The organism is Streptomyces sp. NPDC090088, from assembly GCF_044747345.1.
In the GTDB taxonomy this organism is placed as follows: Bacteria; Actinomycetota; Actinomycetes; order Streptomycetales; family Streptomycetaceae; genus Streptomyces.
Map to the genome: position 1 here is coordinate 698,322 of NZ_JBIVDZ010000001.1, position 21,401 is coordinate 719,722.

Consider the following 21,401-nt stretch of genomic DNA (forward strand, 5'->3'; position numbering starts at 1 on the left):
GCTGACAGATGGCACTTTGTGCGAGTTTCGGGCTTGCTGGCACATCCGCGTTCGGCCCCTGTGTGATCCCTGTCGCGGAGGGGCTGCCGTAGGGCGCCAAGATAATTGGCGTCGCAAGGTCAACCATTCGTGTATGGTTGACCTCATGACAACTAATGCCAGGCCGTTCCGTCGTATCGGCGGAGTCTCGGAAGTTGCGGCAGAACTCGGAGTCAGCCGACAGCAGGTCGCCAAGCTCCGTCAGAACGACGATTTCCCGGCCCCGGTGGCGGCCCTCAGCGCTGGCGATATCTGGGATCTGGACACCATCCGGCGGTGGGGAAGCAGTGGTCTAAGGCGGGGAGCGGGCCGACCCACCCCTGCTGGACAGCCGCGTTCTGTCGGGCGCCGGTTCGAAATCGGGGCGGAGATCGGAGGCGGCGGGTTCGCGGTCGTGTTCGGCGCGCGGGACCTGAAGGCGGCCGAGGATGATCGGGTGGCGGTTAAGGTCCTGCAGCAGACGCACGCACTCGACACGGATACCGTCGCCCGGTTCGAGCGGGAACTCCGCCTGATGTCTACGCTCGGCCATGCGAACGTCATGACGCTGCTGGCGAGTGGGAGAGACGAAGAACTGGGCCTGTGGTATGCAATGCCGCTCGCCCGAGGTGTTCTTTCCGATGAGGTCGGCGACGTCATGAAGGCCGAGGATGTGGCCGTCGTAATGCGCGAGATCTGCGCTGGCCTCGCATATATTCACAGCCAGGGAGTGCTCCACCGCGATCTCAAGCCAGCGAATGTGCTGCGGACTCCAGAGGGCGCCTGGGCCATTGCTGATTTCGGGCTCGCCCGAGTGGTGGAGGAGAGTGGCCTCCTGACTTCCACCTTCGATGGTATGGGCACCCGATTTTATGTCGCTCCCGAGCAGTGGAGGGACGCCAAGCATGTTGATGAGCGTGCGGACATCTACTCCGCAGGCAAGATCATGCAGGCGCTCCTGACGGGAAGCACTCCGGTGGACGATGACGTGCCGGCCGGGCCTCTGAGGGCAGTGGTCCAGCGTGCGATCTCTCAGGACCGCACTCGGCGCCATGGTAGTGCGACCGAGTTGCTGGCGGCTATCGAGGCTGCGGTCGCCCCGGCCCCGACCGGGCGCTGGGAAACCGCCGATGAGAAGGCTGGGCGCCTGCGCCCCCGCCTCAAGGTCGGCCGCATCGTGGATGAAGCCGCCCTCGATGAACTCGTCCGCTGGGCGGACGAACTGGATTTCACCAATTACACAGACATGGGGGAGTTTTCCTGGGCTCTTTGTGTCCTGCCGTCGGATTCCGTGAAGTGGTGGTGGAAACAGAACCCCGACGGCTTCCTCGGTGTCTTCCAGGCGTTCACAAATCGCTTGGAGGGATCTTTCGGCTTCGAGTTGTGTGACCTCCTTGCGGATTTTGCTCGCCGTGCCGTCAGCGCCACGGGAGATCCCATTATTCTGCGTGAGGCTGTCCGAGGACTTGCCCATCTCGGCGAGAACCATAATCGCTGGCATGTTCGTGATGTCGTTGTCGCTATTCTGCAGAATATCCGAACGCCTGAGGATGCGGTCGCCGCTCTCGAAGGACTTCGTATGGCAGGGAAGTCGACTGCGGAATGGAATGTGGGCAGTACGGTAATTCGAACCCTGCATCCCGTCCTGCGAGGCGGCCTTGCCGCCTTCATCGAGTCCGACGACAGCTGACGGCCGAACTAGCCGTCGGTCGGGCGGGAGTACTCATTTCGAATGAGCGTGCTAAACCTGCGTTGCTGATGAGTTCTTTTGGCGATGGTTGGAACTACTTGTCAGTGAGGGATGGCACCTTACGCAGGTTTCACGCCTGTTGGCACCTCTTTGATCAAATCTCTCCGTACCTTCTGCGTGTCCCTGTCTGCTGCTCCTATGAAGCAGACCAGTGTGGACGGACCTGTCGTCTCGCGTGTCCTTGAGGGGAGGGTGGCCGGCCCGCTCTGGTCGGATGCGTGCGGTTGGGAGGACCTGGCCCTCCTCTGCAGCGGGGAGGAACTCTCAACCGGCCGGGCGATGCTGAACCTCGATCGTGGCTGGTCAGCCAGATGGAGTGCGACGTGGAAGGTCGGCAAGGTGAAGCGGGCCGGCCCGGTCGAGGGTTTGAAAGCGGTGCCGTTGACCGGCTGCGTTCCCTGGCGGGGTTTCGCCTGGCACCAAAGGCAGTTCCATCGCCCGGGACTGGAGTCGATGCTGTTGACCGGGCGCCAGCATGCGTTCGAGTCGCACCGTGAAGATCAGTTCGTTGTGATGGCGGATTTCACGGGTGAGGCGGAGGAAATGCTGTCGCAGCCTTTCCTGCTGGAATTCCAGGGAGACGGTGGCTGGCGTGAGCACATTCCCGATTTCCTGCTGGTTTCCAGGCGAGGCCGGTGGCTTGTGGATGTCCGGCCGGCAGGCCGGATGGATGACGATGACCTGATGAAGTTCGCGGCCACGTCCGAGGTCGCGCTCGCGTTGGGGTGGGGCTACGCCGTGGTCACAGGCTGGAAGCCGCTGACCTGGAGAAACGTCGACCTGTTCTACTCCCGGCGCCGCCCGATGCAGGACCGGCTGGGCCTGAAGCCGATGCTGCTGCAGACAGCCCGGGCCGCCCAGGCCCTGTCGGAGCCGCTCACCTTCCGCAGTCTGGCGGACAGCTACGAGTTCCCGTCCCTGGCCCGGCCGGTGATCTTGCACCTGCTCTGGCACCGGCAGTTGGGCGTCGACCTGGCGGCTCCGTTCCGCGACAGCAGCGTCCTCCGCGTCGCGAGGGAGGCCGTTCGATGAGCGGGCAGGCGGCAGGGCTGCTGGAACTGGCCGTCGGCGAGAGCCTGATCCTGGACGACGAGGAATGGCGGGTGGATCTCGTCGAACCGCAGTACGGCCGGGTGCTGTTGACGTCCGGCACGGGGACGCGGCAGACGGTGTCGTTCCGCATGCTCGCCCACCATCCTCGCTGCCGGCGCTCGACGGTGGCGGCCGGGTCGGGACGGCATCTGCAGCCGAGGACCGAGGGCGATCTCACCGATCATCAGCGGACGTTGCTGCAGATCAGGCGGGGCCATCTGCTGGAAGTCGAGAAGGGATACCGCGGCGGCGATCCGCTGCACCCAGGGCCGGGTGAGCCGCGGCCTGAGTACGATCCGGACTGCACCACCGTGACCCAGCGTCGCTGGGCCAAGGTCGCCGAGCTGAAGGCTCTTGATCCGGAACACGCGAAGGTGCTGGGCCTGTCCCGGGTGAGCTACCGGACGCTGACTCGCTGGGAGTCCAAACGGCGGGCCGACGTGACGATGGGATGCGCCGACGACCGTTGGACCCCCGCTTCGCGCGGGCATCCGAGCATCACGGAAGAGGTCCGCAAGGCGATTCTCGCCGTCCGGCAGGAGACCCTGCACCGGTCGAAGATCAACATGCGGGCCCGGGTCGGCCTCATCCACCAGTACGTGCTGGAGACCTACGGCGAGGAGGCCGCCGAGAAGATCCCGAGCTACGGCACGCTGCGGGTGGTCTGGCAGGAGTGGTTCGGCACAGGTCGCGCACGTCAGCGCTATGCCCGCTCCGCACTACTGGAGACCACGGGCGAACACGTGATCATCGAGCGTCCGGGGCAGGTCGTCGCCCTGGACACCACGGTGTTGCCGGTGATGCTGCGGGAGACGGTCTTCGACGACCCGGTCACCGTCTATCTGACGCTGGCGATGTGTGTCTACACGCACTCGCTGGTCGGGTTCCGCCTGACGTTGGTCTCGGACACGTCGACTGACGTCGCGATGCTGCTGCGGGATGTGACGATGCCGCTGCCGATGCGGGACGACTGGGGCGAGGACATGGAATGGCCCTATCCCGGCGTCCCGTCGGCCCTGGTCGCGGAGTTCGCCGGGCACGAGGTGGCCGCGCTGCCGTTCTTCGCTCCGGAGACGGTCACCACTGATCACGGGAGCGTCTACCGCAACCATCACCTCGTTCAGGCTCAGCATGTTCTGGGCGTGAAGGTGCTGCCGGCGCGGGTGCTGCGGCCGACCGACAAGCAGGCGGTCGAGCGGGCATTCGGATCTGCCCGTTCGATGCTGTTCGAGTACCTTCCCGGCTACACCGGCGTCGACGCGTCGGACCGCGGCGCCGATGTCGAGGGCGACGCGGTCCTCACCATCGCAGAGATGGAGCATCTGCTGGCGACCTGGATCGTCCGCATCTGGCAGAACCGGCGAATGGGCGAATATGCCCCCTGCTGGGACCCGGTCGGCGATCACAGCCCGAACACGCTGTTCGCCGCCTCGATGGCCCAGGGCGGATGGGCTCTGGAGATTCCCTCGCCAAGCCTCTACTACCAGCTGCTGCCCCGGCACCAGGTCATCATCCAGGGCAGGAGGGGGGTGAAGATCCGCGGACTTTGGTATGACGGCAGGGCCCTGGATCCCTACCGCGACGAGGAGGGATCCGGTCGCGGCGGGCGACACAAGGACCGCTGGACCGTTCACCGCGACCCGCGCGACGCACGGTTCGCGTTCTTCCAGGACCCGCGCACCCACGACTGGCACGAACTGCGGTGGACGGGCATGCCGCCGGCGGGCGAGGTCCCCGCGTTCACCGACGCACGGGTACGCGAACTGCTGACCGCGGCGAAACAGGCCGGTCTCAAGCCCCGCACGGACAGCGAACTGCTGCCCCTGCTGCTGGAGTTGCTCGCCGCCCATGTCAAGGCCGAGCAGTGGCCGGGACAGCTGACCAAGGCTCAACGCAGGGAACGGGCCCGTGAGGCTGCCCAGGTGAAGGCGGCAGCGGCCGACCGGCCTGCAGCTGGCACGGCCGGCGCCGCCATCGGAAGCAGGCCCAGCCGTCCGGTCCCCGTGGACGAGGCGGTGGACGCCGAACGCCGCAGCCGACGCGAGGCCGCCGTCCTGCAGCCCCGCGCACCGCGCCGGCTGGGAGACGGATCCCGCCGCAGGGCCCACGCTCTGATGGCCGCGGACGAACCGGCCGAGGCGGATGCGGATTCGGTACGCGACGACGAGACAGAACGAGGGGAAGCACGGTGAGTGTCGAGGCCAGGCTTGCCGCCCAGGGGTTCATCCTGCCGGGCGAGGTCCCGGACCGGGAGACCGCCGAGGGCTGGACGAGGTGGAGGAAGACACGGCACTCGTTCGTCCCCGCACCCCGCATCTCCCGCGCTGTCTATGACAACAAGAGCCCACGCGACAAGGCGATCCATGATCTCCACCGCCGGGCCACGCATGCCAACCTGCCGCTGCTGGACACCCCGATGAGCCTGCTCGTCTCCGAACTGATGGAGACCCGGCTGCTGAACAACGCGATGAAGCAGAAGCCGACCACACGGCCCGGACTCATGATCAACGGAGGCGGGAACCAGGGCAAGACGGAAACCGCTGCCGAAGCGGCAGCCGCGTTCGAGGACCTGTGGCTGGGACTCGAGGAATTCGTGGACGTCCCCGAACTGCCCGGCGCCCGCGATCTTCGGGCCACCGTCGCCTACGTTCAGACGCCGGTCACCGCGACACCGAAATCGACCTGCCAGGCCATCCTCGACTTCTTCGGCACCAGCGGTCGCAACATGACCCTGACCCAGCTCGTCCAGCAGGTCCGTGCTTCCCTGCGTGATCACCGCACCCGCGTGCTGATCCTCGACGACATCACCCGGCTCCGCATGCACCGCAAGGACGACCAGGACACCCTCGACCTGATCCGGGCCCTGATGAGCATGCGCGTCACCCTGGTCCTGATCGGTGTCGGCATCCCCGACTCCGGCCTGCTCACGGGAGGCTGGCAGAACCCCGAGACCGGCCAGTGGGAGTTCCCCGAACCCGGCCACAAGGACTGGACAGACGAGGCATCCACCCAGACCGCCAGGCGGTTCGACCTCGTCGACCTGCGGCCGTTCAACTACGGCACAGACGACGACATCGCCGACTTCGTCGACCACCTCACCGGACTGGAGGACGAGCTCAGGCTGTTCAACGCCCGTGAGGGCATGCTGACAGGCGGCGGCATGCCCGAGTACATCTACCGCCGCACCGGCGGCGTCGTCGGGCTGATCGAGCGGCTGATCGAGGACGGCGCATCGCTGGCCATGGACACCGGCCTCGAAGAGATCACCGAGGAACTGCTGGACAGAGTGGTCATCCGCACCCAGCACCCCAAGCGCGACCGGGCGGCGGGAGAAGAAGGGGACGTCCCGCCGGCCCTTCCGACGAAGAAAGCGGTCCAGGGCCGCAGACCGCGCAACACCGTCTTCGACGACAAGGGCGTCCCCCAGATGACCGCAGTCCGGAAGTGAGCCGGCGATGCCCCCGCTGCGTCCCCTCGCCCGAAGCCTTCCACCGCTGCCGGACGAGTCCCTGCCCGGATTCCTTCTCCGGCTCGCCTTCCGGCTGGACACCTCACCAGCCGAGCTGGCCGTCCGCACCGGGCTGACCGGTCGCCCGCAGGAGGCGGCCATGCCGATGCCGCTTCTCATCGGCCTGTCCGCCGAGCGGCAGCACACCTTCGCCACGATGATCAAGGCCGCGGACGCCGAGGTCGACGCCATGCTGCTGGACACCTACAGCGACCGCTACCCGCCCGCACAACCCTCCACGACCGGTCGGAACGGCCAGGTGAACTCCAAGCACCGCTGGCTGTTCACGCGCTCCACGCGATACTGCCCGCAGTGCCTGGCCGGCCACGACAACCCCGTGGAACGAGCCTTCGGCGGAGCCTGGAAGAAGACCTGGCGCCTTCCGCCCGTCTTCTCCTGCCTGGACCACCGCCGCTTCCTGGAACACACCTGCCCCGCCTGCAATTCGCTGGTCCTCAGCACCGAGACCCGCAACACAGCCAAGCGCATGCCCCGCTGGGTGGAAGACAACCTGCACCCCGCACAATGCAGAGCATTCATCGATAGAAACTGCGGGCACCGCCTGGACCAGAGCCCAGTCTCCGTTCAGCCGCTACCGCCCAAATTTCGGAAGTTCCAGAAATTCCTGCTGGACCTGCTGAACCCGGACGGTCCTGAGACCGTTGAGATTCTCGGGCACGAGACGACTCCGGCTCACTACTTCAACGACCTGCGATCAACCTGCCAACTACTGCGGACATCCTGGCCCAACTCCCGTCATCTTCTGGACAGTCCGGAACTCACTGCGTCCCTGGAGAACGGCCTTGTCGACAGCGAGGGAAATATCTCGCAGTCGAGGTTCCTCCGAACCGTCAGCGACACGCCCCAGCTGGCAGCACGACCGCATGCAGCCCTCCTCATGGCCGCAGACCGACTGCTGAGGGCGCACAATCCGGACGGCTTCGCCGGCCACCTGAGGATCCTGACCGGGGGCGCTGACTGCCGTCCATCCAAAGTCGGCTGGACCCGAACCTTTCTCGACACCCGGCCCGATTGCTCAGAAGGCTTCCTGCGAGCAGTCTCGTCAGTAGTCCACAGCTATTCCCGAACGAACCTTGCGAGGAACCTGAAAGAACCGGTCCACATGACCCGCTTCCGCCCCGAACACATCCCGCAGTTCCTCGAAGAGGACTGGTATCAGCGGTACTTCGCTCACATGGAAGGCACCACGACTGTCCATCTGCGGCGCACCGTCGCACTGCGACTCTGCCAGACAGCATCCGGCGGATCGATCCAGAAGGCCGCGGACCGGATGAGTCTCTTCCTTCCCGACCGCGTCGACAAATTCCGACTCGCGGACTGCGCCAAGCGCATTCACCGGTGGGCTCGAAGCCGCCCCAACCCTCTTGAGTTCGAGTCCGCAATCCGTGACCTTGCCGCGGAACTGGACGCTCGTGACGACCTGATCGACTACGAACAGCGCAGGGAAGCTCTGCAGAATTGGAGCATCGGACCAGGGCCTTGGGAAAAGATCAGTTCCCGAATCGCCGTCCCCGGCGGGGGAGTGGCCCCCGGCGGTGGGTTCCCGATCGACCGCACCGATCGGAAGCGGAACATCGCATCCGTCATCCTCTGGGCCCTCGTGACCCAAAGCGAGCACGTCCTCGCCCCGACCCCCATCAGCGATGAACAAGACCTGCAAACGCAGAAGAAATGGAGGATGAGCGTCGACGCGGTCTGGGCCCGCATACGGCACCGCACCACCAGGCCTACCGACGACCAGCTGATCACAGCGCTGAACGAGTACGCTGCCTACCTCACCCCCATCATCGACCGCGGCGAAACGCCATCCAGCGACGCCAGCCCCTGGACCTGACGAGCACCGAACCAGAAAGGTCCTCGCCCGGCAACGCGGAAGCAGTGCCACTTCTCGCTGAAAAGTGCCAAGCCTCGCTGAAATTCTCAGATCACCGGCGGCCGCCGCGCTGGGCCGGGTGGATGTTCTGAAAGTGGCCCATCACGGGTCCGCGTATCAGGATCCGCGGCTGATACGGCTGGTGGCGCCCCGGGTCGCCCTCATCTCCTGTGGTGCGGACAACCCGTACGGACATCCGGCTCCGGGCACGGTGGCTCTGCTGCGGGCCGGAGGGGCGAGGGTGCTGAGGACCGACCGGGACGGGGCGCTCGCCGTGACCGGCGGCCGTCGGGGAAAGGAGGCGGGGGAGCTGGTAGTGGCGCGAGACTGAGCGCATGAACTCGGTGAACCCGGTGAACCCGCTGAACTCCGCGCAGATCGACGCCTACCTCCGCCGTGTCGGGGCCGCCCGCCCGGCCCGGCCCACCGCCGAGGCCTTGCGCGAGCTGCATCTGCTGCATCTGCGGACCATTCCCTTCGAGAACCTGTCGATCCACCTCGGCGAGGAGATCGTGCTGGAGGAGAAGCGGCTGCTGGACAAGGTGGTGGGCGCGGGCCGGGGCGGGTTCTGCTACGAACTCAACGGAGCCTTCGCGGCGTTGCTGACCGCCCTCGGTTTCGGGGTGACACCGCTGGCGGGGCGGGTGTACGGGGACGAGGGGCGGCTCGGGATCCCGTACGACCATCTCGCGCTGCTGGTGCGGACGGTGGACGGGGGCGAGTGGCTCGCCGACGTCGGGTTCGGGGCGCACAGCCATTTCCCGCTGGCGTTCGCGGAGCGGGGGGACCAGCCGGACCCGGGCGGGACGTTCCGGGTGACGGCCGCCGGGCCGGACGCGGCGGGGGTGCGGGGAGCGGCGGGGGCGGGGGGAGGGGAGGGAGGGGACGGCACGGTGGCCGGGGACGTGGACGTGTTGCGTGACGGTCGGCCGCAGTACCGGCTGGAGGTCAGGCCGCGGGTGCTCGGGGACTTCACGGCCGGGGCGTGGTGGCACAGCACGTCGCCGTCGTCGCACTTCACGCAGTCGCTGGTCTGTTCGCGTATCACCGAGGACGGTGGGCGGATCACGCTCAGCGGGCGGATGTTCAAGGTGTCGGCGGCCGACGGGTCGCGTGAGGAACGGGAGTTGGAGCGCGACGAGGAGGTGCTCGCGGTCTACCGGGAGCGGTTCGGGATCGAGCTGAACCGTGTGCCGACTGTGCGAAATCTGCGAAACACCAACCGGAATGGCTAATTCGGGCTTGATGGTCGAACACGTTACTACTGGCGCGTAGCGTCCTACTCGTGCGTAGTCCCGGCGCATGCGCTGGATTCCCGCGATGTGGGCTCGTGTTGCCTCGAAAGCCGCATCAGTGATCGAATGTGTCTTCGGTAATGGATGGTGGCGAGGCGTACAGGGGTGGCGAGGATGTTCGGCCGCTTGATGGGAAACCGAACGAGCCGCGCGCAGCGGACGAGCCCCCTCGCGGCGGTGCAGACTCCGCCCGACGCCGGGGTGCTGAGCTGCCGGGTGCTCGACCCGGTCAACGAGCCGGTGCCGAAGGCCGAGTTCGCGGTCAGCGACACCATGGGGCGCACGGTGGTCAGCGGGGGTACGGACCCCTACGGGTCGTTCGTGACGACCGTGCCGGCCGGGGAGTACCGGCTGGCGGTGTCCGCCGAGGGGTTCACGCCGTACCGGGCGACCGCGCTGGTCGGCGAGAACAGCCTCGCCTCGCTCGGTGACGTGACCCTCCAGGTCGCCCAGCCGCCGGAGCTGCCGGCGCCGGGGGACTGGGAGATCGAGCCGACGCATTCCTCGATCGCCTTCACCGCCCGGCACATCGGACTGGCCCGGATCCACGGGCGGTTCAACTCGTTCGCGGGCGCGGTACGGATCGCCGAGCACGTCGAGCGGTCCGCGATGCACGTCGTGATCGACGCCGCGACCATCGACACGGGCGTGCGGATGCGGGACGACCATCTGCGGTCGGCGGACTTCCTGGACGTGCAGCGGTTCCCGACGCTGGAGTTCTACAGCGAACGGTTTGTCCACAAGGGCGGCACCAAATGGGCCGTGACCGGGGCGCTGTCCCTGCACGGAGTGACCCGGACGGTCACGCTGGACACGGAGTACCTCGGGCTCGGCAACGGCATGGAGGGCGAGGCGCGGGCGGCCTGCCGGGCCACCACCGAACTGCACCGGGACGACTTCACCGTGAGCTGGCAGACCATGCTGGCGCGCGGGATCGCGGTCGTCGGACCGAGCATTCGCATCGATCTCGATGTGCAGATCGTGCCCAAGGGCTGATCTTTTCTTTCACGGCCGTCGTCCGGACGCGTCCGGTGGTGCCCGAGAATGGTGCCGTGAGTGATGTGAGACATGTGCTGGTGCTGCCGGACCGGGACGCGGCGGAGGAAGCGGCCCAGGCGCTCGGGGAGCGGTTCGGAATCGTCGAGGAGCCGCGGCTGGTGCGGGACGCGCTGGCCGGCGAGGACGACGCGGAGGACGCGCAGTGGCTGGTGCTGCTGGGCGACGAGGACGGGCGGCTTGATCCCGCGGAGCTGGACGAGTTCGCGGGGGAGTGGGACGGGTGGCGGGAGGAACCGTGACCTGCCGGTGGCCGCGGCGTTGAGGGGCGACCGGCCGCGCGGTCCCGTTGTCAGTGGCCCGTGGGATGCTTGGCGTGATGGCGAAGAAGAGTGCTGATGACGATCCGCTGGCCCCCGTGACCCTTGCGGTGGGGCAGGAGGACCTGCTGCTCGACCGTGCGGTGCAGCAGGTGGTGGCCGCCGCCCGGGCCGCCGACGCCGACACGGACGTGCGGGATCTGACCCCGGACCAGTTGCAGCCCGGCACGCTCGCCGAGCTGACCAGCCCGTCGCTCTTCTCGGAGCGCAAGGTCGTGGTCGTCCGCAACGCGCAGGACCTGTCCGCCGACACGATCAAGGACGTCAAGGCGTACCTCGGGGCGCCCGCCGAGGAGATCACCCTCGTGCTGCTGCACGCGGGCGGCGTCAAGGGCAAGGGGCTGCTGGACGCGGCGCGCAAGGCGGGGGCCCGGGAGGTCGCCTGCCCGAAGATGACCAAGCCCGCGGACCGGCTCGCGTTCGTGCGCAGCGAGTTCCGGGCCTCGGGACGGTCCGCCACACCGGAGGCGTGTCAGGCGCTGGTCGACGCCATCGGCAGCGATCTGCGGGAGCTGGCGTCGGCCGTGACCCAGCTCGTCGCGGACATCGAGGGCACCATCGACGAGGCCGTCGTCGGGCGGTACTACACCGGGCGGGCCGAGGCGTCGAGCTTCACCGTCGCCGACCGGGCCGTGGAAGGTCGTACGGCGGAGGCGCTGGAGGCGCTGCGCTGGTCGCTGGCGACCGGGGTCGCTCCGGTGCTGATCACGAGTGCGCTCGCACAGGGGGTGCGGGCGATCGGGAAGCTGTCCGGCGCGCGCGGTGGGCGGCCCGCGGATCTCGCGCGGGAGCTGGGGATGCCGCCGTGGAAGATCGACCGGGTACGGCAGCAGATGCGGGGGTGGACACCGGACGGGGTCGCCGTGGCACTGCAGGCCGTCGCCGAGGCCGACGCGGGTGTCAAGGGCGGCGGGGACGATCCCGAGTACGCCCTGGAGAAGGCTGTGGTGACCATCGCGCGGGCGGCGCGGTCGCGCGGGCGGGGGTAAGCCCGCCAGGAGGGGCTGGGCCCCCTTCGGCCCCTGAAATCCGTCAGAAGTGCCGAAAGCCCCGATGTCCCACCCTGGGGAAGGGTGGGGGGTACCGGGGCTTCGGTTCGTGCTGTGAGGAGCCACGCCCGCGTGGCGAACGCAGGCCGCGCGTGGCTCCGGGGTGCCGGCCGGGGGCGGATGAGAGAGGGCCCGCCCGGGTCCGTCCGGCGATCAGATCAAAGAAGAGGTTCAGCCCTGGAGGGACGCGACCTTGGAAGCGAGCGCCGACTTCTTGTTGGCGGCCTGGTTCTTGTGGATGACGCCCTTGGAGACGGCCTTGTCGAGCTGACGCGCGGCAGCGCGCTGCAGCTCGGTGGCCTTCTGGACGTCGCCTGCGGCAGCGGCCTCACGGGCCTTGCGGATCGCGGTCTTCAGGGAGGACTTGACGGCCTTGTTGCGCAGCCGAGCCTTCTCGTTGGTCTTGATCCGCTTGATCTGGGACTTGATGTTCGCCACGAATGAGCCTTTTCAGGTTCTGGTCCGGAGCCGTGAAGCTCCCGTACCGATGATTTCCAGAAGATGTGCCTCGCGCTGAGAGGGCATGAGACACAGCTGCCCACACTACCAGCGAGGCGGACAACAGCCCAAACCTGTCCCTGGTCCCTCTCCATGGGACCATGGAGGCTACGTATCGATCCGACCCGAGGCACAAGGCGCCTCAAGAGACAGGACCCTGCGTGCCCGCGACCCCTAACAATGTGCCCGAGCCGAGCCGTACCGCCCCGGCTCTGATTCGCAATTTCTGCATCATCGCGCACATCGACCACGGCAAGTCCACGCTCGCCGACCGGATGCTCCAGCTGACCGGTGTGGTCGAGCAGCGGCAGATGCGTGCTCAGTACCTCGACCGGATGGACATCGAGCGCGAGCGCGGCATCACGATCAAGTCCCAGGCGGTGCGTCTGCCCTGGGCCCCCACCGAGGGCCCGGACCAGGGCAGCACGCACATCCTCAACATGATCGACACCCCGGGGCACGTCGACTTCACGTACGAGGTGTCGCGGTCGCTGGCGGCCTGCGAGGGGACTGTCCTTCTCGTCGACGCAGCCCAGGGCATCGAGGCGCAGACCCTCGCCAACCTCTACCTGGCGATGGAGAACGACCTCACGATCATCCCCGTGCTCAACAAGATCGACCTGCCGGCCGCGCAGCCGGAGAAGTTCGCCGAGGAACTGGCGAACCTGGTCGGCTGCGACCCGGACGACGTGCTGCGGGTCTCCGCGAAGACCGGTGTCGGCGTCGACGCGCTGCTGAACAGGGTCGTCAAGGAGATCCCGGCGCCGGTCGGCGTCGCCGACGCGCCCGCCCGCGCGATGATCTTCGACTCGGTCTACGACTCCTACCGCGGTGTCGTGACGTACGTCCGTGTCATCGACGGCCAGCTCAACAAGCGTGAGCGCATCAAGATGATGTCGACGGGCGCCACGCACGAGCTGCTGGAGATCGGGACGAACTCGCCGGAGATGCTGTCCGCGGACGGACTGGGCGTCGGCGAGGTCGGCTATCTGATCACCGGTGTGAAGGACGTCCGGCAGTCCAAGGTCGGTGACACGGTCACCAGCCAGAACAAGGGCGCCACGGAAGCCCTGGGCGGCTACAAGGACCCGAAGCCCATGGTCTTCTCCGGGCTCTATCCGCTCGACGGCTCCGACTATCCGGAGCTGCGCGAGGCGCTGGACAAGCTGCAGCTCAACGACGCCGCGCTCGTCTACGAGCCGGAGACCTCGGCGGCGCTCGGCTTCGGTTTCCGCGTCGGCTTCCTCGGGCTGCTGCACCTCGACGTGATCCGGGAGCGGCTGGAGCGCGAGTTCGGGCTCGATCTCATCGCCACCGCGCCGAACGTGGTCTACCGCGTGGTCATGGAGGACGGGACCGAGCACACGGTCACCAATCCGAGCGAATTCCCCGAGGGGAAGATCAACGAGGTGTACGAGCCCGTCGTACGGGCCACGATCCTCGCGCCGAGCGAGTTCATCGGCTCGATCATGGAGCTGTGCCAGACCCGGCGCGGCACCCTGCTCGGGATGGACTACCTGTCGGAGGACCGGGTCGAGATCCGGTACACGCTGCCGCTCGCGGAAATCGTCTTCGACTTCTTCGACCAGTTGAAGTCGAAGACGCGCGGCTACGCGTCGCTCGACTACGAGCCCACCGGCGAGCAGACCTCCAGCCTGGTCAAGGTCGACATCCTGCTGCACGGCGACAAGGTCGACGCCTTCTCGGCGATCACGCACAAGGACGCGGCGTACGCGTACGGCGTGCGGCTGGTCGCCAAGCTGCGCGAGCTGATCCCGCGGCAGGCCTTCGAGGTGCCCATCCAGGCCGCCATCGGCTCGCGGGTGATCGCCCGCGAGACCATCCGCGCCATCCGCAAGGACGTCCTCGCCAAGTGCTACGGCGGCGACATCTCCCGTAAGCGCAAGCTGCTGGAGAAGCAGAAGGAAGGCAAGAAGCGGATGAAGATGGTGGGTTCCGTGGAGGTTCCGCAGGAAGCCTTCATCGCCGTGCTGAGCAGTGATGACAGCGCGGGATCGGCCAAGAGCAAGAAGTAACCGCGGGTAACTTGTGACCGCGTCCGCAAAACGGGTGCAAGAGGGGTCCGTCGTACGAAAGTGTGGCGGGCCCCTACGCGTGCGTAGGGTCGCTCTGCGTGGAACATGCGGGGAAACAGACAGGCCGATGCCCCTTACGTACAGGCCGGTCGCGGCTTAGTCTGATCCCTGCTCGATAGTTACTCGCGAGTTAAACAACCAGCTTCAGCCCCACCGTGAGTAAAACCAGCCGCACTGAGCCAGCCGCATCGTCGCGGGTCCCGGAGGATGTCGTGAGCGACACACAGACACTGATCGAGAACCGACCGCCCTCCGTGGCGGCCCTCTTCCTGGATCGCGTTGCGGCCACACCGGACGCCGAGGCCTACCGTTACCCGGTGCCCGCGGCTTCCGGCCAGGGCCCGGACGACTGGAAGTCGCTCAGCTGGGGACAGGCCGCCGAGCGGGTCTACGCGATCGCGGCCGGTCTCATCGAACTCGGCATCCAGCCGGAGCAGCGGGTCGCCCTCGCCTCCTCCACCCGCGTCGAGTGGATCCTCGCCGACCTCGGCATCCTGTGCGCAGGCGCGGCCACCACGACCGTCTACCCGCAGACCAACGCGGAGGAGTCGGCGTTCATCCTGTCCGACTCCGAGAGCCGGGTGCTGATCGCGGAGGACGCGGCGCAGGTCGCCAAGGCCGTCGAGAAGCGCGCCGAGCTGCCCGAGCTCACCCAGGTCGTCGTCATCGACGCGGCCGGCGTGGAGACCGGCGACTGGGTCATCACGCTCGCCGAGCTGGAGCAGCGTGGTGCCAAGTACCTGGAGAAGCACCCCGAGCTGATCAAGGAGCGGGTCGGCGCGATCACCAAGGACCAGCTCGCCACCCTCATCTACACCTCCGGCACCACCGGCCGCCCCAAGGGCGTACGGCTGCCGCAGGACAACTGGTCGTACATGGCGAAGGCGATCGCCGCGACCGGGCTGATCAGCGGCGAAGACGTGCAGTACCTGTGGCTGCCGCTCGCCCATGTCTTCGGCAAGGTGCTCACCTCCGGGCAGATCGAGGTCGGCCACGTCACCGCCGTCGACGGCCGGGTCGACAAGATCATCGAGAACCTGCCGGTCGTGCAGCCGACGTACATGGCCGCCGTGCCGCGGATCTTCGAGAAGGTCTACAACGGCGTCGCGGCGAAGGCCCGCGCGGGCGGCGGCGCCAAGTACAAGATCTTCCAGTGGGCGGCCGAGGTCGCCCGCGAGTACGCCAAGGTCACCCAGGACAACTTCCGCCGCACCGGTGCCGCGACCGCCCCCTTCGGCCTCACCGCGAAGCACAAGGTCGCCGACGGGCTCGTCTACAGCAAGCTGCGGGAGGCCTTCGGCGGGCGACTGCGGGCCTGTGTCTCCGGCTCCGCCGCGCTCGCGCCGGAGATCGGCTACTTCTTCGCCGGCGCCGGTGTGCACATCCTGGAGGGCTACGGCCTCACGGAGTCCTCGGCCGCGTCCTTCGTGAACCCCGGCGAGGCCTACCGCACCGGTACGGTCGGCAAGCCGCTGCCCGGCTGCGAGGTGCGGATCGCCGACGACGGCGAGATCCTGCTGCGCGGCCCCGGCATCATGCAGGGCTACCACGGGCTGCCCGAGAAGACCGCCGAGGTCCTGGAGAGCGACGGCTGGTTCCACACCGGTGACATCGGCGAGCTGTCCCCCGACGGCTATCTGCGGATCACCGACCGCAAGAAGGACCTCATCAAGACGTCCGGCGGCAAGTACATCGCGCCCGCCGAGGTCGAGGGACAGTTCAAGGCGGTCTGCCCGTACGTCTCCAACATCCTCGTGCACGGCGCCGACCGGAACTTCTGCACCGCCCTGATCGCCCTCGACGAGGTCGCGATCCTGGAGTGGGCCAAGGACAACGGCCTGGGCGGCAAGTCCTACGGCGACGTGGTGGCCGCGCCGGCGACCGTCGAGATGGTCGACGGGTACGTCAAGGAGCTCAACGGCGGGCTGCAGAAGTGGCAGACCATCAAGAAGTTCCGGCTGCTGCCCCGGGACCTCGACGTGGAGCACGGGGAGATCACGCCGAGCCTGAAGCTGAAGCGGCCGGTCGTGGAGCGGGAGTACAAGCACCTCATCGACGAGATGTACGCGGGGACCCGGGAGGCCTGAGGGACTGAGGGGCTCGTCGCAGGGCGCGGGCGCGTGGGGGCTGTTCACGCAGCTCCCCGCGCCCCTTCCGGTCAGTGCGGCCTGCCTTGGCCGAGCAGTCGCCGCAGTTCCCTGGCTTCTTCTCGCAGCGTTGCCACGTCGACGGGTTCCTCGCCGAGCCGGTCCTCCAGCACCGCCAGCCGCTTGCTCAGCTCACTGAAATCCGCTTTTTCCCGTGCCAGCAGGGTCTGCAGCTGCTGGTTCTTCCGGTGCAGTTCAAGGAAGACGTTGACCTTCGCCCGCAGCACCCAGGGATCGAACGGCTTCGTCAGATAGTCGGCGGCGCCCGTCGCGTAGCCCCGGAACGCGTACCCCGCCTCCTCCTCCGCTCCCGTCAGGAAGATGATCGGGACGTCTTTCGTCTGGTCGAGGCGTTTGATGTTCGCGGCGGTTTCGAAGCCGTCCATGCCCGGCATACGGATGTCGAGAAGGACCACGGCGAAACGGCGGCGCAGCAGCGCCTTCATCGCCTCCTCGCCGGAACGCGCCCGTACGATCGGCTCGTTCAACGACGCCAGAACGGCCTCCAGCGCGATCAGGTTGTCCTCCATGTCGTCGACCAGGAGGATGCCGGCCCGCTCGTCAGGGATCATTGCTCCGTCCGTTCGTTGTCGGCCGTCTCGCTGTCCTCGGTGCCGTCGGGGTCCAGGAGCGCGCAGACGACGGTGAGCAGCCGGTCGACGTCGACCGGTTTGGGCACGTAGTCGTTGGCGCCGCGCGCGATGGACTTCTCCCGGTCGCCGGGCATGGCCTTCGCGGTGAGGGCGACGATCGGCAGGCCCGTCCAGCGGGGGGCGCGGCGGATCGCCGCGATGGTCTCGTAGCCGTCCATCTCCGGCATCATGATGTCCATCAGGACCAGTTCGACGTCCGGGTTGCGTTCCAGGGTCTCGATGCCCTCCCGGCCGTTCTCGGCGTACAGCACCGGCATGCCGACCCGCCCCAGGACATGGGTGAGGGCGAACACGTTGCGGATGTCGTCGTCGATGATCAGGACGCGGCGGCCGGGGAGGATCCGGCCCGCGCGGCCCGTCTGCCAGGCCTCCAGCCTGGTCGGGGCCGGCCAGGCGTCGTCGGTGTCGGGGGCGGTGGCCGGGGCGGGGCCGAGGACCGGCAGGGCGTGGTCCTTGGGGGTGGGGCCCGCCGCCGTGTGGCCGGGGCTGACGACCGGGACGTACAGCGTGAACGTCGAGCCCTTGCCCGGTTCGCTCTCCGCGACGATACGGCCGCCCAGCAGGCCCGCGATCTCCCGGCTGATGGACAGCCCGAGGCCGGTGCCGCCGTACTTGCGGTTGGTGGTGCCGTCGGCCTGCTGGAAGGCCTCGAAGATGACCGGGAGTTTCTCGGCGGCGATGCCGATGCCGGTGTCCGACACCTCGAAGGCGATCACCTCGTCGCTGTCGCGGACACAGTGGCGTGCGGGGTCCTTCTCCCGGCTCACCCGTAGTTCCACGCGTCCCTTGGCGGTGAACTTGATCGCGTTGGAGAGCAGGTTGCGCAGGATCTGCTGGAGGCGTTGTTCGTCCGAGTACATCTCGCGCGGTACGTCGTCGCCGACGGTCACCTCGAAGGCCAGGCCCCGGTCCAGGGTGAGCGGGCGGAAGGTCGCGTGGACGTAGTCGAGGAGTTTGATCAGGGGGAGGCGCTTGGGGCGTACGTCCATCCGGCCGGCCTCGATCTTCGACAGGTCCAGGATGTCGTTGATGAGCTGGAGGAGGTCCGAGCCCGAGCGGTGGATCGTCGTCGCGAACTGGACCTCCTGATCGGAGAGATGGCCGTCCGGGTTGTCGGACAGCAGTCGGGCCAGAATCAGCAGGGAATTCAGCGGAGTGCGCAGTTCGTGCGACATGTTCGCCAGGAACTCCGACTTGTACTGGGACGACGTCGCAAGGAGGGCCGCCTTCTCCTCCAGCTCCGCGTTCGAGCGCTGCAGTTCGGCCTGTTGTTTCTGCAGTTCGTCAGAGCGTTCCTGGAGTTGCATCGCGAGCCGTTGCGACTCGCCGAGCAGGGACTCCGTGCGCGAGTTGGCGATGATCGTGTTGATCGCCACGCCGATGGTGTTGACGAACTGGTCGAAGAACGCCAGGTGGACGTCGGAGAAGCGGGAGAAGGAGGCCAGCTCGATCACGCCGAGGAGTTTGTCCTCGAAGAGGATCGGGATGATGACGATCGTGGTCGGGGCGGCCTCGCCCAGACCGCTGTTGATCTTGATGTAGTCCGGTGGGGTCTCCTCCACGAGGATCCGCTGCTTCTCGCGGGCCGCCTGGTGGACCAGGCCGTGCACCGGGAGGCCGCCGGTCTCGACCGTCGCGCCCTGTGCCGACCCGTATCCGGCGATGAACGCCAGCCCCTTCGCCGGTACGGCCGTGCGCACGGCGGCGCCGTCCTCGTCCGGGTCGGCCAGGAAGAACGCGCCGTACTGGGCGTTCACCAGCGGGGTCAGCTCGCGCAGGATCAGGTCGGCGACCTCCATCAGGTCGCGGTGGCCCTGCATCAGCGCGGCGAGGCGGGCCAGGTTGGACTCCAGCCAGTCCTTCGCGCGGGTCGTCTCGCGCAGGTTGGCCACCATCAGGTTGATGTTGTCCTTCAGTTCGGCGACCTCGCCCTGTGTCTCGACGGTGATCGAGCGGGACATGTCGCCCTGGGCCACGGCCGAGGCGACCTCGGCGATCGCGCGGACCTGGGTGGTGAGGTTGAGCGCGAGTTCGTTCACGTTGGTCGTGAGGCGTTTCCAGGTGCCGTACACGCCTTCCACGCGGGCCTGGCCACCGAGCTGTCCCTCGGAGCCCACCTCGCGGGCGACCCGTGTCACCTCGGAGGAGAACGAGGACAGGGTGTCGACCATCGTGTTGATGGTCGTCTTGAGTTCGAGGATCTCGCCGCGCGCGTCCACGTCGATCTTCTTCGACAGGTCGCCCTGTGCCACGGCGGTCGCCACCTGGGCGATGTTGCGGACCTGGGAGGTGAGGTTGTCGGCCATGTAGTTGACGTTGTCGGTCAGGTCGCGCCAGACCCCGGAGACGCCGAGGACCTGTGCGCGGCCGCCCAGCCGGCCGTCGGTGCCGACCTCGCGGGCCACGCGGGTGACCTCGTCGGCGAAGGCCCGCAGTTGTTCCACCATCGTGTTGACGGTGTCCTTCAGTTCCAGGATCTCGCCGCGCGCGTCGACGGTGATCTTCTTGGAGAGGTCGCCGTTGGCGACGGCCGTCGTCACCTGGGCGATGTTGCGTACCTGGGAGGTCAGGTTCAGCGCCATGAAGTTGACGTTGTCGGTGAGGTCTTTCCAGACGCCGGAGACGCCGCGGACCTGGGCCTGACCGCCGAGGTTTCCTTCGGTGCCGACCTCGCGGGCGACGCGGGTGACTTCGTCGGCGAAGGCGGACAGCTGGTCCACCATCGTGTTGATCGTCGACTTCAGTTCAAGAATCTCGCCTTTCGCCTCCACAGTGATCTTCTTGCCGAGGTCTCCCTGGGCGACGGCGGTGGAGACGAGGGCGATGTTGCGGACCTGGGACGTCAGGTTGTCCGCCATGAAGTTGACGTTGTCGGTGAGGTCTTTCCAGACGCCGGAGACGCCGCGGACCTGGGCCCGGCCGCCGAGGTTTCCTTCGGTGCCGACCTCGCGGGCGACGCGGGTGACCTCGTCGGCGAACGCGGACAGCTGGTCCACCATCGTGTTGATGGTTGATTTCAGTTCAAGAATTTCGCCTTGCGCGTCGACCGTGATCTTCTGGCTGAGATCTCCGTTGGCGACGGCCGTCGTCACCTGGGCGATGTTGCGGACCTGGGAGGTCAGGTTCGACGCCATGAAGTTGACGTTGTCGGTGAGGTCCTTCCAGACACCGGACACACCCCGCACCTGGGCGCGCCCGCCCAGCCGGCCCTCGGTGCCGACCTCGCGGGCGACGCGGGTGACCTCGTCGGCGAACGCGGAGAGCTGGTCGACCATGGTGTTGACGGTCAGCTTCAGTTCCAGGAGTTCGCCGGTCGCCTCGATGGTCACCGTGCGGGTCAGGTCGCCGCGGGCCACCGCCGTCGTCACCAGGGCGATGTCGCGGACCTGTGCGGTCAGCCGGGACGCCATGGTGTTGACGGCCTCGGTCACGTCCCGCCAACTGCCCGAGAGCCCCTGCACCTTGGCCCGGCCGCCGAGCCGCCCCTCGGTGCCGACCTCGCGCGCGACCCGGGTCACCTCGCCGGTGAACAGGGACAGCTGGTCGACCATCTTGTTCACCGCGCGGCCCAGCCGCCGCAGATCGCCGCGCAACTGCCGGCTGCCGTCGTGCAGATCGACCCGCTGGGTGAGATCGCCGCCGGCCACCGCGTCCAGCACGCGCGTGGCGTTCGCCGCCGGTGCGACCAGGGCGTCGAGGACCTGGTTGACGTCGTTGACACGGGACGTCCAGGCGCCCTGGCCGGGACTCGCCGACAGGCGTTCGTCCAGGCGGCCGTGGCGCACCAGCTCCCGTTTCACGCGGCGCACATCGGTGTTGAAGTGGATGTTGCGGTCCATGATCTGGTTGAAGACGGCGGTGAGTTCGCCGACGATTCCCTCGCCCGTCTCCGGCACCTTGGTGAAGTCGCCGTCGCGGGCGGCGGTCATCGCGGCGAGCAGAGGGCGCAGTTCGGATGCTCGGAGTTGTTCCAGTTTCTGTCCGTCTTCGAGCACACGCGTAGCACTGTTCTCACTCATGGCGGC

14 protein-coding genes and 1 pseudogene are annotated in these 21,401 nt (G+C 67.5%); 12 read left to right on the forward strand and 3 right to left on the reverse strand.

Annotation, left to right across the window (positions count from 1 at the left end):
- The first annotated feature begins 145 nt into the window (after positions 1 to 145).
- The 10 genes and pseudogenes from ACIPSJ_RS03215 (at position 146) to holA (ending at position 11,922) form a co-directional block, all read left to right on the forward strand.
- On the forward strand, positions 146 to 1,708 hold the full coding sequence (locus ACIPSJ_RS03215) for a serine/threonine-protein kinase (protein WP_401343016.1): 1,563 nt from the start codon (positions 146 to 148) through the stop codon (positions 1,706 to 1,708).
- Between the two features lie 198 nt (positions 1,709 to 1,906).
- Entirely contained in the window at positions 1,907 to 2,800 is an 894-nt protein-coding gene (locus tag ACIPSJ_RS03220) for a TnsA-like heteromeric transposase endonuclease subunit (protein WP_401343018.1), read from the forward strand.
- The gene (locus ACIPSJ_RS03225) at positions 2,797 to 5,052 is read left to right on the forward strand and encodes a transposase (RefSeq protein ID WP_401343020.1); all 2,256 of its coding nucleotides are present in this window, start codon (positions 2,797 to 2,799) and stop codon (positions 5,050 to 5,052) included. The genes ACIPSJ_RS03220 and ACIPSJ_RS03225 overlap by 4 nt, the downstream gene beginning before the upstream one ends.
- Positions 5,049 to 6,308 carry an ATP-binding protein gene (locus ACIPSJ_RS03230; RefSeq protein WP_401343022.1) on the forward strand — a complete coding sequence of 420 codons (1,260 nt, stop codon included), beginning with the start codon at positions 5,049 to 5,051 and terminating at the stop codon, positions 6,306 to 6,308. Before ACIPSJ_RS03225 ends, ACIPSJ_RS03230 begins: the two co-directional genes overlap by 4 nt.
- Positions 6,309 to 6,315: 7 nt before the next feature.
- Positions 6,316 to 8,223 carry a TniQ family protein gene (locus ACIPSJ_RS03235; RefSeq protein WP_401343024.1) on the forward strand — a complete coding sequence of 636 codons (1,908 nt, stop codon included), beginning with the start codon at positions 6,316 to 6,318 and terminating at the stop codon, positions 8,221 to 8,223.
- A gap of 82 nt (positions 8,224 to 8,305) precedes the next feature.
- A pseudogene (locus ACIPSJ_RS03240) lies at positions 8,306 to 8,593 on the forward strand (ComEC/Rec2 family competence protein); the annotation flags it as partial.
- A 31-nt stretch (positions 8,594 to 8,624) separates the two neighbouring features.
- Positions 8,625 to 9,497 carry an arylamine N-acetyltransferase gene (locus ACIPSJ_RS03245; RefSeq protein ID WP_401344554.1) on the forward strand — a complete coding sequence of 291 codons (873 nt, stop codon included), beginning with the start codon at positions 8,625 to 8,627 and terminating at the stop codon, positions 9,495 to 9,497.
- 174 nt (positions 9,498 to 9,671) lie between these two features.
- Positions 9,672 to 10,553: a YceI family protein gene (locus ACIPSJ_RS03250; protein ID WP_359224449.1), complete on the forward strand. Its 882-nt coding sequence runs from the start codon at positions 9,672 to 9,674 to the stop codon at positions 10,551 to 10,553.
- Positions 10,554 to 10,609: 56 nt separating this feature from the next.
- Positions 10,610 to 10,855: a hypothetical protein gene (locus ACIPSJ_RS03255; protein WP_359224452.1), complete on the forward strand. Its 246-nt coding sequence runs from the start codon at positions 10,610 to 10,612 to the stop codon at positions 10,853 to 10,855.
- 77 nt (positions 10,856 to 10,932) lie between these two features.
- On the forward strand, positions 10,933 to 11,922 hold the full coding sequence (holA, locus tag ACIPSJ_RS03260) for a DNA polymerase III subunit delta (protein ID WP_359224455.1): 990 nt from the start codon (positions 10,933 to 10,935) through the stop codon (positions 11,920 to 11,922).
- Between the two features lie 231 nt (positions 11,923 to 12,153).
- On the opposite strand, the gene rpsT is transcribed toward holA, so the two are convergent.
- Positions 12,154 to 12,420: a 30S ribosomal protein S20 gene (gene rpsT, locus ACIPSJ_RS03265; RefSeq protein WP_046733201.1), complete on the reverse strand. Its 267-nt coding sequence runs from the start codon at positions 12,418 to 12,420 to the stop codon at positions 12,154 to 12,156.
- A gap of 221 nt (positions 12,421 to 12,641) precedes the next feature.
- Here rpsT and lepA point away from each other — a divergent pair, with 221 nt between their 5' ends.
- Both lepA and ACIPSJ_RS03275 read left to right on the forward strand, forming a co-directional pair.
- Positions 12,642 to 14,516, forward strand: a complete 1,875-nt coding sequence (gene lepA, locus ACIPSJ_RS03270; protein ID WP_401343027.1) for a translation elongation factor 4 — start codon at positions 12,642 to 12,644, stop codon at positions 14,514 to 14,516.
- Between the two features lie 272 nt (positions 14,517 to 14,788).
- The gene (locus tag ACIPSJ_RS03275) at positions 14,789 to 16,663 is read left to right on the forward strand and encodes an AMP-dependent synthetase/ligase (protein ID WP_401343029.1); all 1,875 of its coding nucleotides are present in this window, start codon (positions 14,789 to 14,791) and stop codon (positions 16,661 to 16,663) included.
- Between the two features lie 71 nt (positions 16,664 to 16,734).
- Here ACIPSJ_RS03275 and ACIPSJ_RS03280 read toward each other — a convergent pair whose 3' ends face one another.
- Entirely contained in the window at positions 16,735 to 17,253 is a 519-nt protein-coding gene (locus ACIPSJ_RS03280) for a two-component system response regulator (RefSeq protein WP_401343031.1), read from the reverse strand.
- Between the two features lie 38 nt (positions 17,254 to 17,291).
- A complete protein-coding gene (locus tag ACIPSJ_RS03285) occupies positions 17,292 to 21,395 on the reverse strand; it encodes a HAMP domain-containing protein (protein ID WP_359224465.1) in 4,104 nt (1,367 codons plus the stop codon).
- Positions 21,396 to 21,401 lie beyond the last annotated feature (6 nt).

Excerpts from the sequence above, each read along its gene's own strand:
- ACIPSJ_RS03215 (WP_401343016.1), top strand. The coding sequence starts at position 146 with ATGACAACTAATGCCAGGCCGTTCCGTCGTATCGGCGGAGTCTCGGAA.
- ACIPSJ_RS03220 (WP_401343018.1), top strand. The coding sequence starts at position 1,907 with ATGAAGCAGACCAGTGTGGACGGACCTGTCGTCTCGCGTGTCCTTGAG.
- ACIPSJ_RS03225 (WP_401343020.1), top strand. The coding sequence starts at position 2,797 with ATGAGCGGGCAGGCGGCAGGGCTGCTGGAACTGGCCGTCGGCGAGAGC.
- ACIPSJ_RS03235 (WP_401343024.1), top strand. The coding sequence starts at position 6,316 with ATGCCCCCGCTGCGTCCCCTCGCCCGAAGCCTTCCACCGCTGCCGGAC.
- ACIPSJ_RS03250 (WP_359224449.1), top strand. The coding sequence starts at position 9,672 with ATGTTCGGCCGCTTGATGGGAAACCGAACGAGCCGCGCGCAGCGGACG.
- holA (WP_359224455.1), top strand. The coding sequence starts at position 10,933 with ATGGCGAAGAAGAGTGCTGATGACGATCCGCTGGCCCCCGTGACCCTT.
- ACIPSJ_RS03280 (WP_401343031.1), bottom strand. The coding sequence starts at position 17,253 with ATGGAGGACAACCTGATCGCGCTGGAGGCCGTTCTGGCGTCGTTGAAC.
- ACIPSJ_RS03285 (WP_359224465.1), bottom strand. The coding sequence starts at position 21,395 with ATGAGTGAGAACAGTGCTACGCGTGTGCTCGAAGACGGACAGAAACTG.